General features: G+C 70.8%; 10 protein-coding genes and 1 tRNA gene. 8 read left to right on the top strand and 3 right to left on the bottom strand.

Translation table 11 applies throughout. The features are described from left to right. Nucleotides 1-28 precede the first annotated feature (28 nt). Entirely contained in the window at nt 29-1,063 is a 1,035-nt protein-coding gene (locus tag OM98_RS00255; protein WP_010532550.1) for an adenosine deaminase, read from the bottom strand. Then, nucleotides 1,060-2,307: a pyridoxal phosphate-dependent aminotransferase gene (locus OM98_RS00250; RefSeq protein WP_010532549.1), complete on the bottom strand. Its 1,248-nt coding sequence runs from the start codon at nt 2,305-2,307 to the stop codon at nt 1,060-1,062. Before OM98_RS00250 ends, OM98_RS00255 begins: the two co-directional genes overlap by 4 nt. A gap of 189 nt (nt 2,308-2,496) precedes the next feature. Between OM98_RS00250 and OM98_RS00245 the strand changes: the two genes are divergently transcribed. From OM98_RS00245 to rplA, 5 genes are all read left to right on the top strand, one after another. Beyond that, a tRNA-Trp gene (locus tag OM98_RS00245) sits at nt 2,497-2,569 on the top strand. A gap of 63 nt (nt 2,570-2,632) precedes the next feature. Further along, entirely contained in the window at nt 2,633-2,896 is a 264-nt protein-coding gene (gene secE / locus OM98_RS00240) for a preprotein translocase subunit SecE (protein WP_010532548.1), read from the top strand. A gap of 100 nt (nt 2,897-2,996) precedes the next feature. Next, a complete protein-coding gene (nusG, locus tag OM98_RS00235) occupies nt 2,997-3,872 on the top strand; it encodes a transcription termination/antitermination protein NusG (RefSeq protein ID WP_010532547.1) in 876 nt (291 codons plus the stop codon). A 279-nt stretch (nt 3,873-4,151) separates the two neighbouring features. Further along, the gene (rplK, locus tag OM98_RS00230) at nt 4,152-4,583 is read left to right on the top strand and encodes a 50S ribosomal protein L11 (protein WP_010532546.1); all 432 of its coding nucleotides are present in this window, start codon (nt 4,152-4,154) and stop codon (nt 4,581-4,583) included. A 4-nt stretch (nt 4,584-4,587) separates the two neighbouring features. Next, complete coding sequence (gene rplA / locus OM98_RS00225) at nt 4,588-5,304, top strand: 50S ribosomal protein L1 (RefSeq protein WP_010532545.1); 717 nt, start codon at nt 4,588-4,590, stop codon at nt 5,302-5,304. Between the two features lie 80 nt (nt 5,305-5,384). Here the strand turns inward: rplA and adhE are convergent, their stop codons facing one another. Continuing rightward, complete coding sequence (gene adhE / locus OM98_RS00220; RefSeq protein ID WP_010532544.1) at nt 5,385-8,063, bottom strand: bifunctional acetaldehyde-CoA/alcohol dehydrogenase; 2,679 nt, start codon at nt 8,061-8,063, stop codon at nt 5,385-5,387. A gap of 720 nt (nt 8,064-8,783) precedes the next feature. Here adhE and rplJ point away from each other — a divergent pair. The 3 genes from rplJ to rpoB all read left to right on the top strand — a co-directional run bounded on the left by rplJ (nt 8,784) and on the right by rpoB (nt 13,819). Beyond that, nucleotides 8,784-9,299 carry a 50S ribosomal protein L10 gene (rplJ, locus tag OM98_RS00215; protein WP_010532543.1) on the top strand — a complete coding sequence of 172 codons (516 nt, stop codon included), beginning with the start codon at nt 8,784-8,786 and terminating at the stop codon, nt 9,297-9,299. Between the two features lie 153 nt (nt 9,300-9,452). Further along, complete coding sequence (rplL, locus tag OM98_RS00210; RefSeq protein ID WP_010532542.1) at nt 9,453-9,839, top strand: 50S ribosomal protein L7/L12; 387 nt, start codon at nt 9,453-9,455, stop codon at nt 9,837-9,839. 494 nt (nt 9,840-10,333) lie between these two features. Then, the gene (gene rpoB / locus OM98_RS00205; protein ID WP_010532541.1) at nt 10,334-13,819 is read left to right on the top strand and encodes a DNA-directed RNA polymerase subunit beta; all 3,486 of its coding nucleotides are present in this window, start codon (nt 10,334-10,336) and stop codon (nt 13,817-13,819) included. Nucleotides 13,820-13,836 lie beyond the last annotated feature (17 nt).

Below are 13,836 nucleotides of genomic sequence, written 5' to 3'. Positions count from 1 at the left end.
TCAGCCGGACCCCTGACCCGGACGGGGCTCAGGCGGGTGGGGGAGCGGCCAGCCAGGCGTCGACCCCGGCCAGCAGGCGGTCCTTGGTGGCGTCCTCGGCGCGGGAGACCCGGACCGAGTCGGCCGCCAGCGCGGCCAGCTCGATGTCGGTGAAGCCGATCCGCCGGGCTATCCCGTACTGCGCGAGCAGCCGGGAGCCGAACAGCAGCGGGTCGTCGGCGCCGAGCGCCACCCGTGCCCCGGCGTCCACCAGGCGGCGCAGCGGCACGTCCTCCGGCTCGGCGACCACCCCCAGGGAGGCGTTGGAGGCCGGGCAGACCTCCAGTCCGATGCCGAGGTCCACCACCCGCCGCAGCAGCTCCGGGTCCTCGGCGGCCCGCACCCCGTGGCCCAGCCGATCCGGACGCAGGTGATCCACCACGTCGCGGACGTGGGCGGGACCCAGCAGCTCCCCGCCGTGGGGGAGGGAGGCCAGGCCCGCGTCGCGGGCGATCGCGAAGGCGGGGGCGAACTCGGCGGTGGCGCCGCGGCGCTCGTCGTTGGAGAGGCCGAAGCCCACCACCCGTCCCGCGTTCCGAGCGGCCAGCCGGGCCAGGGTGCGGGCGTCCAGCGGGTGCCGGGTGCGGGAGGCGGCCACCACGATCCCGAGGCTCACCCCGGTGGCGCGCTCGGCGGCCTCGGCCTCGTCCAGCACGATCTCCAGCGCGGGGGTCAGCCCGCCCACGTGGGGCGCGTAGCTGGTGGGGTCCACCTGCAGCTCGAGCCGTCCGGAGCCCTCGGCGGCGTCGTCCTCGACGGCCTCCCGCAACAGCCGCCGCATCGCCGCCTCCGAGTCGACCACGGCGCGGGCCGTGTCGTACTCCCGCTGGAAGCGGAACCAGCCGCGGCGGGTGGGCTCGACCTGCAGCGCCACCTGGTCGGTGAGCGAGCGGGGCAGGCGCAGGCCGCGCTCGGCGGCCAGTTCCTGCAGGGTGGCCGGGCGCATCGACCCGGTGAAGTGCAGGTGCAGGTGCGCCTTGGGGAGAGCCGCCAGGTCGCGGCAGCCCTCAGGACCCGGGCTCACTCGGAGAGCAGGGCGATCACGCGGTCGATGCCCTCGGCGAGGTCCTCATCGGCCAGGGCGTAGGAGAAGCGCAGGTGACCGGGGGCGCCGAAGGCCTCGCCGGGCACGGCGGCCACCTCGGCGTGCTCCAGGATCGCGGTGGCCAGCTCGGCGCTCGTGGTGACCTCGGTGCCGCGGATGCTGCGGCCCAGTGCCCCGGTCACGTCGGGGAAGGCGTAGAAGGCGCCGGTGGGGGTGGGCACCGTGAAGCCGGGCACCTGCGAGAGCTTCTCGACGATGGTGCGGCGGCGCCGGTCGAAGGCCAGGCGCATCTCCTCGATCGGCTCCGTGGGGCCGGTGAGCGCGGCGACCGCGGCGCGCTGGGCCACGTTGTTCACGTTGGAGGTGAGGTGGCTCTGCAGGTTCGAGGCGGCGGTGATGACGTCGCGGGGGCCGACCATCCAGCCCACCCGCCAGCCGGTCATCGCGAAGGTCTTGGCGACGCCGCCCAGGATCACGGTGGTCTCGGCCAGCTCCGGCACCGCGGCCAGCACGGAGGTGAACTCCACGCCGTCGTAGGTGAGGTGCTGGTAGATCTCGTCGGTGATCACCCAGATGCCGTGCTCGAGGGCCCAGCGCCCCAGCTCCCGGATCTGCTCCGGGCTCATCACGGCGCCGGTGGGATTGGAGGGGGAGCACAGCAGGACCGCGCGGGTGCGCTCGGTGCGGGCCGCCTCGAGCTGCTCCATCGTGGGCAGGTAGTCCTGCTCGGCCCCGGCCAGCACCTCCACCTCGGTGGCGCCGGCCAGGCGGATCGCCTCGGGGTAGGTGGTCCAGTAGGGAGCGGGGAGGATGACCTCGTCGCCCGGGTCCAGCAGGGTCGCGAAGGTCTGGTAGACGGCCTGCTTGCCGCCGTTGGTGATGAGCACCTGGGCGGGCTCGATCTCCAGACCGGTGGAGGAGGCGACGGTCGCGGCCACGGCCTCGCGCAGCTCGGGCAGGCCGGCCGCGGCGGTGTAGCGGTGGTTGCGGGGGTCGCGGACGGCCTCGGCGGCGGCGTCGACGACGTGCTGCGGGGTGGGGAAGTCCGGCTCCCCGGCGCCGAAGCCGATGACGGGGCGCCCCGCCGCCTTGAGGGCCTTCGCGGTCGAGTCCACGGCGAGGGTCGCGGAGGGGGCGATGGCCCCGATCCGGCGGGAGATCCGCTCCCGCGCGGCGGCGGGGGCGGCGTGACGGGCGGGAATGGGGGCGTCGTCGGTGCTCACGAGGCCCATCGTGGCAGAGCAGGACGGGAGGTGCCAGGGAACGGCCCGGGAATCCGGCCCGCGCCGTGTGACGTGCCCCGGACCGATTCGCCCCGCCCCCGCGGGACTTGTATGCTGGTCGCTGGTCCGATGCCGGACGCCCCGACCCGGGGCGTGCGACGACGGATCCGCGGGGCACCTCCCCCGCGGAGGGTAGTGGCGCAATTGGTAGCGCAGCGGTCTCCAAAACCGCAGGTTGCAGGTTCGAGTCCTGTCTACCCTGCCCGTCCGGACGGGTCCGCCCGACCGGGGGCCGACGACCATCAGCAGATCGGACAGGGCACACGTGAACTCCAGCCAGAACGCCCGGACCGCGCCCGCGCGGGGCGAGGGCCGGGATGCCGGGCCCCGGAATCCGCTGGCCGCGATCGCGCTGTTCGTCCGCCAGGTCATCGCCGAGCTGCGCAAGGTCGTCGTCCCCACCCGTCGCGAGTTGATCGTCTACACGATCACCGTGCTCGCCTTCGTGGCGGTGATGATCCTGATCATCTTCGGCCTCGACGCCGCCTTCTCCTGGCTCTCGACCCTCACCTTCGCCGAGCCGGAGTGACGCCGGGCGCGAGCCCCAGCCCACCCGACCACCTCTTCGATCCGGGATCCGACGTTGCCCGTCGATCCGCCCCAGCCGCCAGGAAGGCAGGTTCACGCCGGTGAACGAGCAGACCTCCACCCCCGAGGACTCCTACGACGACGTCGACGACTCGCTGTCGTTCTCCTCCGTCGCCGCGGAGTCGCAGGATGCCGACGCCCCCGCCGAGGAGGCCGCCGAGCCGCAGGTCGACGAGGCCACCGGCGAGATCGCCGCGGAGCCCCTCGCGGAGGAGTCCGAGGACACCGCCGACGCGGACTCGGCTGACGCCGCCGACGAGCCCTCTGATGCCCCGTCCGAGGCCCCCGCCGAGGAGGCCGAGGAGGAGGACCCCGTCGAGGTGCTGCGCCGCCAGCTGCGCGTCTCCCCGGGCGAGTGGTACGTGATCCACTCCTACTCCGGCCACGAGAACCGGGTACGCACCCAGCTCACCACCCGCATCGAGACCCAGGACATGGAGGAGTACATCTTCCAGGTCGAGGTGCCGATGGAGGACGCCACCGAGATCAAGAACGGCCAGAAGAAGGTCGTCCGTCGCGTGCGCATCCCCGGTTACGTGCTGGTGCGGATGGACCTCACCGACGAGTCCTGGCGCGTCGTGCGCGACACCCCCGGCGTCACCGGCTTCGTGGGCAACGCGACGGACCCCACCCCGCTGTCCTTAGACGAGATCTTCTCCCTGCTCGCCCCCTCCGTGGGCCTGCCCGAGAAGAAGCGCTCCTCCGGTGGCTCCGCCTCCTCCAAGGCCGCGGCCCCGAAGGCCGTGCCCGCCTTCGAGATCGGCGAGTCCGTCACCGTCATGGACGGCCCCTTCGAGACGATGCCGGCCTCCATCTCGGAGATCGACAGCGAGCACCAGAAGCTGCAGGTGCTGGTCTCCATCTTCGGCCGCGAGACCCCCGTCGAGCTGGCCTTCGACCAGGTCGCCAAGATCTGATCGACCCCGATCCCCGACGTCGCCGGCCCCGCGCCGGTGGGGGAGCGGCCCCGGCGGTGCGCGATCCTGTGATCCGTGCCCGTTCGGGGCCCTTCCCCGTCGACGTCGACGCGACGTGCAGGTAGCGTCGCACCCGGCCGCCGAGCGCTCCGTGCGCGAGGTGGCCGTCGGTCCGTCCGGCCCCGGCCGGGTGGACCCGGTCGTTCCCCTCCGGGAGCGGCCGTGTGGGAGGAGCGCTTGATGAGCTCCGCCCGGACCACGACACAGTAAGGAAGAGCAATGGCTCCCAAGAAGAAGATCGCGAGCATCATCAAGCTCCAGATCCAGGCCGGCCAGGCAACCCCTGCGCCGCCCGTGGGTCCCGCGCTCGGCGCTGCCGGCGTGAACATGATGGAGTTCGTCAAGGCCTACAACGATGCGACCGCCGACCAGCGCGGCAACATCATCCCGGTCGAGATCACGGTGTACGAGGACCGCTCGTTCACCTTCATCACCAAGACCCCCCCGGCCGCCGAGCTGATCAAGAAGGCGGCGGGCCTGCAGAAGGGCTCCGCCACCCCGCACACCGTCAAGGTGGGCACGATCTCCCAGGCTCAGGTCCGCGAGATCGCGGAGACCAAGATGCCTGATCTGAACGCGAACGACATGGACGCCGCGGCGAAGATCGTCGCGGGCACCGCTCGTTCCATGGGCATCACGGTGGAGGACTGACGACATGGCATTCCGTAGCAAGGCTTACAAGGACAGCGCCGCCAAGATCGAGGAAGGCCGCCTGTACTCGCCGCTGGACGCCGTGCGTCTGGCCCAGCAGACCGCCTCGAAGAACTTCGACGCCTCCGTCGAGGTCGCGATGCGTCTCGGCGTGGACCCCCGCAAGGCGGACCAGATGGTGCGCGGCACCGTCAACCTGCCGAACGGCACCGGCAAGACGGCCCGCGTGATCGTCTTCGCCTCCGGCGCGCAGGCCGAGGCCGCCCTCGAGGCGGGCGCCGACGAGGTCGGCGACGACGAGCTGATCGAGAAGGTCGCCGGTGGCTGGACCGACTTCGACGCGGCCGTGGCCACCCCCAACCTGATGGGCAAGGTCGGTCGTCTGGGCCGCGTGCTGGGCCCCCGCGGCCTCATGCCGAACCCGAAGACCGGCACCGTCACCATGGACACCGCCAAGGCCGTGTCCGACATCAAGGGCGGCAAGATCGAGTTCCGCACCGACCGTGCGGCCAACCTGCACTACATCATCGGCAAGGCCTCCTTCACCGATGCGCAGCTGGCCGAGAACTACGTGGCGGCGCTCGAGGAGATCCTGCGTCTCAAGCCCTCCGCCTCCAAGGGTCGGTACATCACCAAGATCACGGTGTCCACCACCATGGGCCCCGGCATCCCGGTCGACGTGAACCGCACCCGGAACCTCACCGAGGACTCCGACTCCTGAGCAGTCTGATCTGATCAGCGCCCACGGCGCCCCGTCCACCGATCCGGTGGGCGGGGCGCCGTCGTCGTGCGGGCGGGAGGTCAGGCGGTGGGCGCCTCCACGGCGTCCTCGGCCTCGACGGCGGTCGCGCCCTCGGCGCGACGGCGGGCGCTGTAGCCCAGCTCCCCGGCCCAGGCGTCCTCGATGAGGTCCCGCAGTTCACTCACCAGCGGCTGGCGCGGGTTCGCGGTGGTGCACTGGTCCTCGAAGGCCCGGTAGGCCAGGCGGTCCACGCTCTCCTCGAGCTGCTCCCGGCTGACGCCGTTGGCCTCGAAGCTCATGTCGATGCCGAGGTCCTCGGCGAGCTCGGTGACCGCCGCGATCAGGGAGGCGACGCCCTGCTCGGTGGTGGCCGCGGGCAGCCCCAGCGCCTGCGCCAGCTCGGCGAGGTCGCGATCGGCCCGGAAGGACTCGTACTTGGGGAAGATCGCTCGCTTGGAGGGCGCCGAGGCGTTGTAGCGGATCACGTGCGGCAGGAAGATCGCGTTGGTCCGGCCGTGGGCCAGGCCGAACTCGGCCCCGCACTTGTGCGAGAGCGAGTGCACGATCCCGAGGAAGGCGTTGGCGAAGGCCATCCCGGCCAGGGCCGAGGCGTTGTGCACCCGCTCCTTGGCCACCAGGTCACCGTCGAGCACCGCGGCCCGCAGGTTCTGCAGCAGCAGCTGGGCCGCCCGCAGCGACAGCCCGCGGGAGTAGTCGCTGGCCATCACCGAGACGTAGGACTCGATCGCGTGGGTGAGCGCGTCCAGACCCGAGTCGGCCGCGGTGCGCGGAGGCACCGTGTCCACGAACTGCGCGTCCACGATCGCCACATCGGGCGTCAGCGCGTAGTCCGCCAGCGGGTACTTCACGTGGGTCTCGGCGTCGGTGATCACCGCGAAGGGGGTGCACTCCGAGCCGGTGCCGGCGGTGGTCGGGATCGCCACGAAGGTGGCCTTCTCGCCCAGGGTCGGGAAGCGGTAGGTGCGCTTGCGGATGTCCATGAACTTCTGCTTCATGCCGAAGTAGCTGGACTCGGGCTGCTCGTAGAACAGCCACATGCCCTTCGCGGCGTCCATCGCCGAGCCACCGCCGAGGGCGATGATCGTGTCGGGCTTGAACTCCGCCATCCGCTGCGCGCCGGCGAAGACGGTGGTCGAGGAGGGGTTGGGCTCCACGTCGGAGAACACGGTCCAGGCGACGCCGTCGCCCCGGCGGCGGAGGTGGTCGATCACCACGTCCACGTAGCCGTGGGTGACCATGCCGGGGTCGGAGACGATGAAGACGCGCTCCAGGTCCGGCATGTCCTGCAGGTACTGGGTGGAGTAGCGCTCGAAGTAGGTCTTCGGCGGGACCTTGAACCACTGCATGTTGGTGCGCCTCTCCGCGATCCGCTTGACGTTGATGAGGTCCCCCGCGCTGACGTTGTGGGAGATCGAGTTGTGGCCGTAGCTGCCGCAGCCCAGGGTCATCGAGGGGATCAGCCCGTTGTAGACGTCGCCGATGCCGCCGAGGGCGCTGGGGGAGTTGACGATCACCCGGCAGGCCTTCATGGCCAGGCCGAAGGCGCGCTCCTGGGCGGCGTCGGCGGTGTGGATGACGGCGGTGTGGCCGAGCCCACCGAACTCGAGCAGCGCGGCGGAGCGGGTGAAGCCGTCCTCGGCGCCGTCGACCGGGCTGATGGCGAGCACCGGGCACAGCTTCTCGCGGGAGAAGGGGTCCTCGGGGCCGACCTCGTCGATCCGCACCAGCAGCAGGGAGGTGCCCTCGGGCACCTCGATGTCGGCCTCGGCGGCGATGCGTCGGGCGCTGAGCCCCACCATGGCGGGGGAGATGTGGCCGGTCCCGTCCACCATCACGGTCCGCAGCCGCGTCAGCTCGTCGCCGGTGACCAGGTAGGCGCCGTCGGCCCGGAACTCCTCCAGCACCGCGTCCCAGACGGGACGGTCCACGAACACCGCCTGCTCGGAGGCGCAGATCAGGCCGTTGTCGAAGGTCTTGGAGAGCACCAGGTCGTTCACGGTGCGGGCGATCGGGGCGCTGCGGTCCACGTACACGGGCACGTTGCCGGGGCCGACGCCGAGGGCGGGCTTGCCGGTCGAGTACGCGGCGCGCACCATGCCGGCGCCGCCGGTGGCGAGGGTGAGGGCGATGGTGGGGTGGTTCAGCAGCGCCGAGGTCGCCTCGAGGGAGGGCTCCTCGATCCACTGGATGCAGTTCTCGGGGGCGCCCTCGGCGATGGCGGCGTCCCGCACCACGCGGGCGGCTTCGGCCGAGCAGCGCTGCGCGCCGGGGTGGAAGGCGAAGATGATCGGGTTGCGGGTCTTCACCGCGATGATCGCCTTGAACATGACGGTCGAGGTGGGGTTGGTGACCGGGGTGACGCCCGCGACCACGCCCACGGGATCGGCGACCTCGGTGATGCCGCGCTGGGTGTCCTCGGCGATGACGCCGACGGTGCGGTCGTGCCGGATGGAGTTCCAGACGTACTCGGTGGCGAACATGTTCTTCACGCACTTGTCCTCGAACAGGCCGCGGCCGGTCTCCTCGACCGCGAGGGAGGCCAGCGGCATGTGCTGGTCCAGGCCCGCGATCGCCATCGCGTGGACGATGCGGTCGATCTGCTCCTGGTCGTAGGCGTCGTAGGCGGCCAGCGCGTGACGGCCCGCCTGGGCGAGCTCGTCGATCATCGCGCCGACGGTGTCCTCCGTGGTGCTCCGGGTGGTCTCTGAGGTGGTCATTCCCGCTCCTTGTGCAGGTGGTCCACGGGGCCGTTGCGATCCCGTCCCCTCGACCGTAGGCAGCGGGGGAGCGGGCCGTCAGGGGCCCGGTCCGGAGCGCCGCCGGAGCCCCGACCTTGGTCCCCGGTGTGAGCCCCGTCGCTGGTCAGCGCCCGGAGCAGAGGTGCCGCACGGAGGTGCCCGACCGGGCACCCGCGGGCCCCGCGGTCGCCGGGTGGCGCTCGTCGGTCCTGGTCCGTCATGGCCGCGGGACCTCCTGCCCCTCGCGGACCTGCGGATTCGATGGTTCGATGAATGGTGGGTGGAGTCGTCGCCCCGGGCCGGTGAGGTGGAGCCCGTGGCGCGCCGGGGGACGGAGGTCCCCTCACCTTGCGCCGCTACGGTGAGGAGTATCACATGCGACCGGGCCACGGGACGTCGTCCCCGGTCGGCGTGTGACGCACGACGCCGTCCGCGCCGTGGCGAGAACCCTCGGGGCTGGGCTAGCCTTGAGATACCGAAGACCGCCGGTCGTCGCCCTCGACCCCGAGGACGACCGAAGGACTCCCGTACGGGACGGCCCGCGCAGGTGATGACGCGACGATCGCCCGATCGCGCCCGAGCAGGCCCCGGCCCGCCGTGCGCCCGGAGCGTCCCGAGGCCTCGACACCTGCGTGTCGAGGCCTTTTCCGCGTCCGGGGCTCCCTCAGCCGTCGGCGAGAGACCTCTGGAAGGAGGGCCATGGCGAACCCCGAGAAGGTGGACGCCGTCGCCGAGATCACGGAGCTGTTCCGTGATTCCGACGCCGCCGTCATCACCGAGTACCGCGGGCTCAGCGTGTCGCAGCTCAAGGAGCTGCGCCGTGCACTGGGTCCCGAGACGACCTACGCCGTGGTGAAGAACACGCTCACCGAGATCGCCGCCCGCGAGGCCGGCATCGACGCCTTCGAGGGCAAGCTCAGCGGTCCCACCGCGATCGCCTTCATCAAGGGCGAGCCCGTGGCCCCCGCCAAGGCCCTGCGTGACTTCGCCAAGAGCAACCAGCAGCTCGTGCTCAAGTCCGGCTACTTCGAGGGCCAGGCGCTCTCGGAGAAGGACGTCCAGGCGCTCGCGGACCTCGAGTCCCGTGAGGTGCTGCTGTCCAAGGCCGCAGGCGCCTTCAAGGCGAACCTGTCCAAGGCCGCCGCCGTGTTCCAGGCGCCGCTGTCCAAGACCGCGCGCACCGTGGACGCGCTGCGGGCCAAGCAGGAGGCCTGAGCCCCGGCTCAGACCTCCGAGCATCACCCCAGCCCCAGCGCTGACCACCGGAGCCCCACCGGGGCGATGGAACCGCAGGACCCGGCGCGCATGCGCCACCCCAGACGACGGGGCCGAACCGACACGGTCCCCACGACAGGAAGGAACGCCACCATGGCGAAGCTCAGCAACGACGAGCTCATCGACGTCTTCAAGGAGATGTCCCTCATCGAGCTCTCCGAGTTCGTGAAGCAGTTCGAGGAGGTCTTCGACGTCACCGCCGCGGCCCCCGTGGCCGTCGCCGCCGCCGGCGGCGCCGCCGGTGGGGACGCCCCCGCCGAGGAGGAGAAGACCGAGTTCGACGTCATCCTCGAGTCCGCCGGCTCCGCGAAGATCGGCGTCATCAAGGAGGTGCGCGCCCTCACCTCGCTCGGCCTCAAGGAGGCCAAGGAGCTCGTCGACGGCGCCCCCAAGCCCGTCCTCGAGGGTGTCAAGAAGGAGGACGCCGACGCCGCCAAGGAGAAGCTCGAGGGCGCCGGCGCCACCGTCTCCGTCAAGTGATCCCCGGGCGCCGAGCGCCCGCATCGCTGCCGAGCCCGTGACACGGCTCGAACGGGTCGTCCCGCATCGCGCGGGGCGGCCCGTCCGCATGTCCGGCCCGCATCCGGCGCCGCCGGCCGGGTTCCGGCAGCGTCCTGCCCCCGGGCCCGACGCGCCGGGGCCGTCCTGCTTGACTCGCCGGGCGGGGAGGGGTCACACTCTTCGGGTACGACGTCGTCCCCGTCGTCGGGATCCCCGCCCGGGCAGCAGCCCGGTGGCCGTGCGGATCCCCTTGAGTCAGAGAGGCGGGGACCGTCGCCTTCCGCGCCAGACATATGGCGGTCGACGCGGATGGACCAGGTCCTCGCGGACCCTTGTGTCCATCCGCGTATTTGTGTATGCTCGTTCCTTGCGCTGTGCGACGCCCGCAGGTCCTTGAGCACCACCCCCTGATCCACCCTCTGGGTCTCGCCGCGCCTGGGAATCCGTCATCGGCCCGTGGAAGGACCCACCTCTTGGCTGCCTCGAGCACCCTCACCACCGACATCGCCTCGCGCACCGCCTCGCCGCGCGTCACCTTCGCCAAGCTGGGTGACCCGATCGAGGTCCCCGACCTGCTGAGCCTGCAGACCACGTCGTTCGACTGGCTGCTGGGCAACGAGCGCTGGCAGGAGCGTGCGGCCGCGGCCGCCGCCGCCGGCGTGGAGGACGTCCCGCAGACCTCCGGTCTCGCCGACATCCTCGAGGAGATCTCCCCGATCGAGGACTTCGCGGGCAACATGTCCCTGTCCTTCCGGGACCACACCTTCGACGACCCGAAGTACACGGTCGACGAGTGCAAGGAGAAGGACCTCACCTACGCCGCTCCGCTGTACGTCATCGCGGAGTTCATGAACAACGAGACCGGTGAGATCAAGACCCAGACGGTCTTCATGGGCGAGTTCCCGCTCATGACCGACAAGGGCACCTTCATCATCAACGGCACCGAGCGCGTGGTCGTCTCCCAGCTCGTGCGCGCCCCCGGCGTGTACTTCGAGGAGAGCATCGACAAGACCAGCGACAAGCACGTCTTCTCCGCGAAGGTCATCCCCTCCCGCGGTGCCTGGCTCGAGTTCGAGGTCGACAAGCGCGACCAGGTCGGCGTCCGTATCGACCGCAAGCGCAAGCAGTCGGTGACCACCCTGCTGCAGGCCCTCGGCATGTCCCACAGCGACATCCTCGAGGAGTTCGGCGAGTTCGAGTCCATGCGCTCCACCCTGGAGAAGGACCGCATCTCCTCGCAGGACGAGGCCCTGATGGACATCTACCGCAAGCAGCGCCCGGGCGAGCCGCCCAGCCGCGATGCCGGCGAGGCGATGCTCAACAACCTCTACTTCAACGCCAAGCGCTACGACCTGGCCAAGGTCGGCCGCTACAAGATCGACAAGAAGCTCGGCCTGGACGGCAGCCTCTCCGAGTCGACCCTGCGGCTGCAGGACATCGTCTCCGCGATCAAGTACATCGTCGCCCTGCACGAGGGCCTGACCGAGTACACCAGCGTCGACGACAAGCCCGTGCGCGTCGAGACCGACGACATCGACCACTTCGGCAACCGTCGCATCCGCGCGGTGGGCGAGCTGATCCAGAACCAGGTCCGCACCGGCCTGTCCCGCATGGAACGCGTCGTCCGCGAGCGCATGACCACCCAGGACGTCGAGGCGATCACCCCGCTGACCCTGATCAACATCCGTCCCGTGACGGCGGCGATCAAGGAGTTCTTCGGGACCTCCCAGCTCTCGCAGTTCATGGACCAGAACAACCCGCTCTCGGGCCTGACCCACAAGCGCCGCCTCTCGGCGCTGGGCCCCGGCGGCCTCTCCCGCGACCGCGCGGGCATGGAGGTCCGTGACGTCCACCCCAGCCACTACGGCCGCATGTGCCCGATCGAGACCCCCGAGGGTCCGAACATCGGTCTGATCGGCTCGCTGGCGACCTTCGCCCGGATCAACCCCTTCGGCTTCATCGAGACCCCGTACCGCAAGGTCGTCGAGGGCCGCGTGACCGACGAGATCGTCTACCTCACGGCGGACGACGAGGACCGGCACATCATCGCCCAGGCGAACGCGAAGATCTCCGAGGACGGCACCTTCGAGGCCGACGCGGTGCTCTCCCGGACCACCGGCGGCGAGCCCGAGCTGGTCGAGCCGGGCGACGTCGACTACATGGACGTCTCCGCCCGCCAGATGGTCTCCGTCGCCACCGCGATGATCCCCTTCCTGGAGCACGACGACGCCAACCGCGCCCTGATGGGCTCGAACATGCAGCGTCAGGCCGTGCCGCTGCTCCGCGCCGAGATGCCGCTGGTCGGCACCGGCATGGAGCGTCGCGCGGCGGTCGACGCGGGCGACGTGGTCGTGGCCTCCAAGGGCGGCGTCATCGAGGAGCTCTCCGCGGACCTCATCGTGGTGATGGCCGACGACGGCACCCGTCAGACCTACCCGATCGGCAAGTTCCAGCGCTCCAACGCCGGCAACTGCTACAACCAGCGCGTGCTGTGGAACCAGGGCGAGCGGGTCGAGGCCGGCTCGATCCTGGCCGACGGCCCCTCCACCGACCAGGGCGAGCTCTCCATGGGCAAGAACCTGCTGGTCGCGTTCATGTCCTGGGAGGGCCACAACTACGAGGACGGCATCATCCTGTCCTCGCGCCTGGTCCAGGACGACGTCCTCACCTCGATCCACATCGAGGAGCACGAGGTCGACGCCCGCGACACCAAGCTGGGCCGCGAGGAGATCACCCGCGACATCCCCAACGTCGGCGACGACGTGCTGGCGGACCTCGACGAGCGCGGCATCATCCGCATCGGCGCCGAGGTCGAGCCGGGCGACATCCTGGTCGGCAAGGTGACCCCGAAGGGCGAGACCGAGCTGACCCCGGAGGAGCGCCTGCTGCGCGCCATCTTCGGCGAGAAGGCCCGCGAGGTGCGCGACACCTCGCTGCGCGTGCCCCACGGCGAGTCCGGCACCGTCATCGGCGTGCAGGTGTTCAACGACGAGGAGGACGGCGACATCCTCCCCACCGGCGTGAACGAGATGGTCCGCGTGTACGTGGCCCAGAAGCGCAAGATCACCGACGGCGACAAGCTGGCCGGCCGCCACGGCAACAAGGGCGTCATCGCCAAGATCCTGCCCGTGGAGGACATGCCGTTCCTCGAGGACGGCACCCCCGTGGACATCATCCTGAACCCGATGGGTGTGCCCGGCCGCATGAACATCGGCCAGGTGATGGAGACGCACCTCGGGTGGGTCGCCAAGTCCGGCTGGGACCTCGACGCGAAGGACGAGCACGCCGCCGAGCTGCCCGAGGCCGCCCTCCACGGCGAGCCCGGCACCCCGGTCGCCGTCCCGGTCTTCGACGGCCTCTCGGCCGAGGAGGTCACCGGCCTGATCGCCAACCACCGCCCCAACCGGGACGGCGAGCGGATGGTCAAGGAGAACGGCAAGGCGCGCCTGTTCGACGGGCGCTCCGGGGAGCCCTTCCCCGAGTCCATCTCCGTCGGCTACATGTACATCCTGAAGCTGCACCACCTGGTGGACGACAAGCTGCACGCGCGCTCCACGGGCCCCTACTCGATGATCACGCAGCAGCCGCTGGGCGGTAAGGCCCAGTTCGGCGGCCAGCGCTTCGGCGAGATGGAGGTGTGGGCCCTCGAGGCCTACGGCGCCGCCTACGCCCTGCAGGAGCTGCTGACCATCAAGTCGGACGACATCTCCGGCCGCGTGAAGGTCTACGAGGCCATCGTCAAGGGCGAGAACATCCCCGAGCCCGGCATCCCGGAGTCCTTCCGCGTGCTGCTCAAGGAGATGCAGTCGCTGTGCCTGAACGTCGAGGTCCTCTCGAGCGACGGCACCGCCCAGGAGGTCCGCGAGAGCGACGAGGAGGTCTTCCGCGCCGCGGAGGAGCTCGGCATCGACCTGTCCCGCCGGCCCCACGAGGGCGTCGGCTCCATCGAAGAGGTCTGAGGTCCAGGGACCGGGGG

It is taken from the genome of Brachybacterium squillarum M-6-3 (assembly GCF_000225825.1).
GTDB classification, from domain to species: domain Bacteria; phylum Actinomycetota; class Actinomycetes; order Actinomycetales; family Dermabacteraceae; genus Brachybacterium; species Brachybacterium squillarum.
This window is presented reverse-complemented; position numbering and strand designations above follow the sequence as displayed.

What these genes read in the sequence shown, in the direction of transcription:
- rplK (WP_010532546.1), top strand. Translation starts at nt 4,152, where the DNA reads ATGGCTCCCAAGAAGAAGATCGCGAGCATCATCAAGCTCCAGATCCAG.
- rplA (WP_010532545.1), top strand. Translation starts at nt 4,588, where the DNA reads ATGGCATTCCGTAGCAAGGCTTACAAGGACAGCGCCGCCAAGATCGAG.
- adhE (WP_010532544.1), bottom strand. Translation starts at nt 8,063, where the DNA reads ATGACCACCTCAGAGACCACCCGGAGCACCACGGAGGACACCGTCGGC.
- rplJ (WP_010532543.1), top strand. Translation starts at nt 8,784, where the DNA reads ATGGCGAACCCCGAGAAGGTGGACGCCGTCGCCGAGATCACGGAGCTG.
- rplL (WP_010532542.1), top strand. Translation starts at nt 9,453, where the DNA reads ATGGCGAAGCTCAGCAACGACGAGCTCATCGACGTCTTCAAGGAGATG.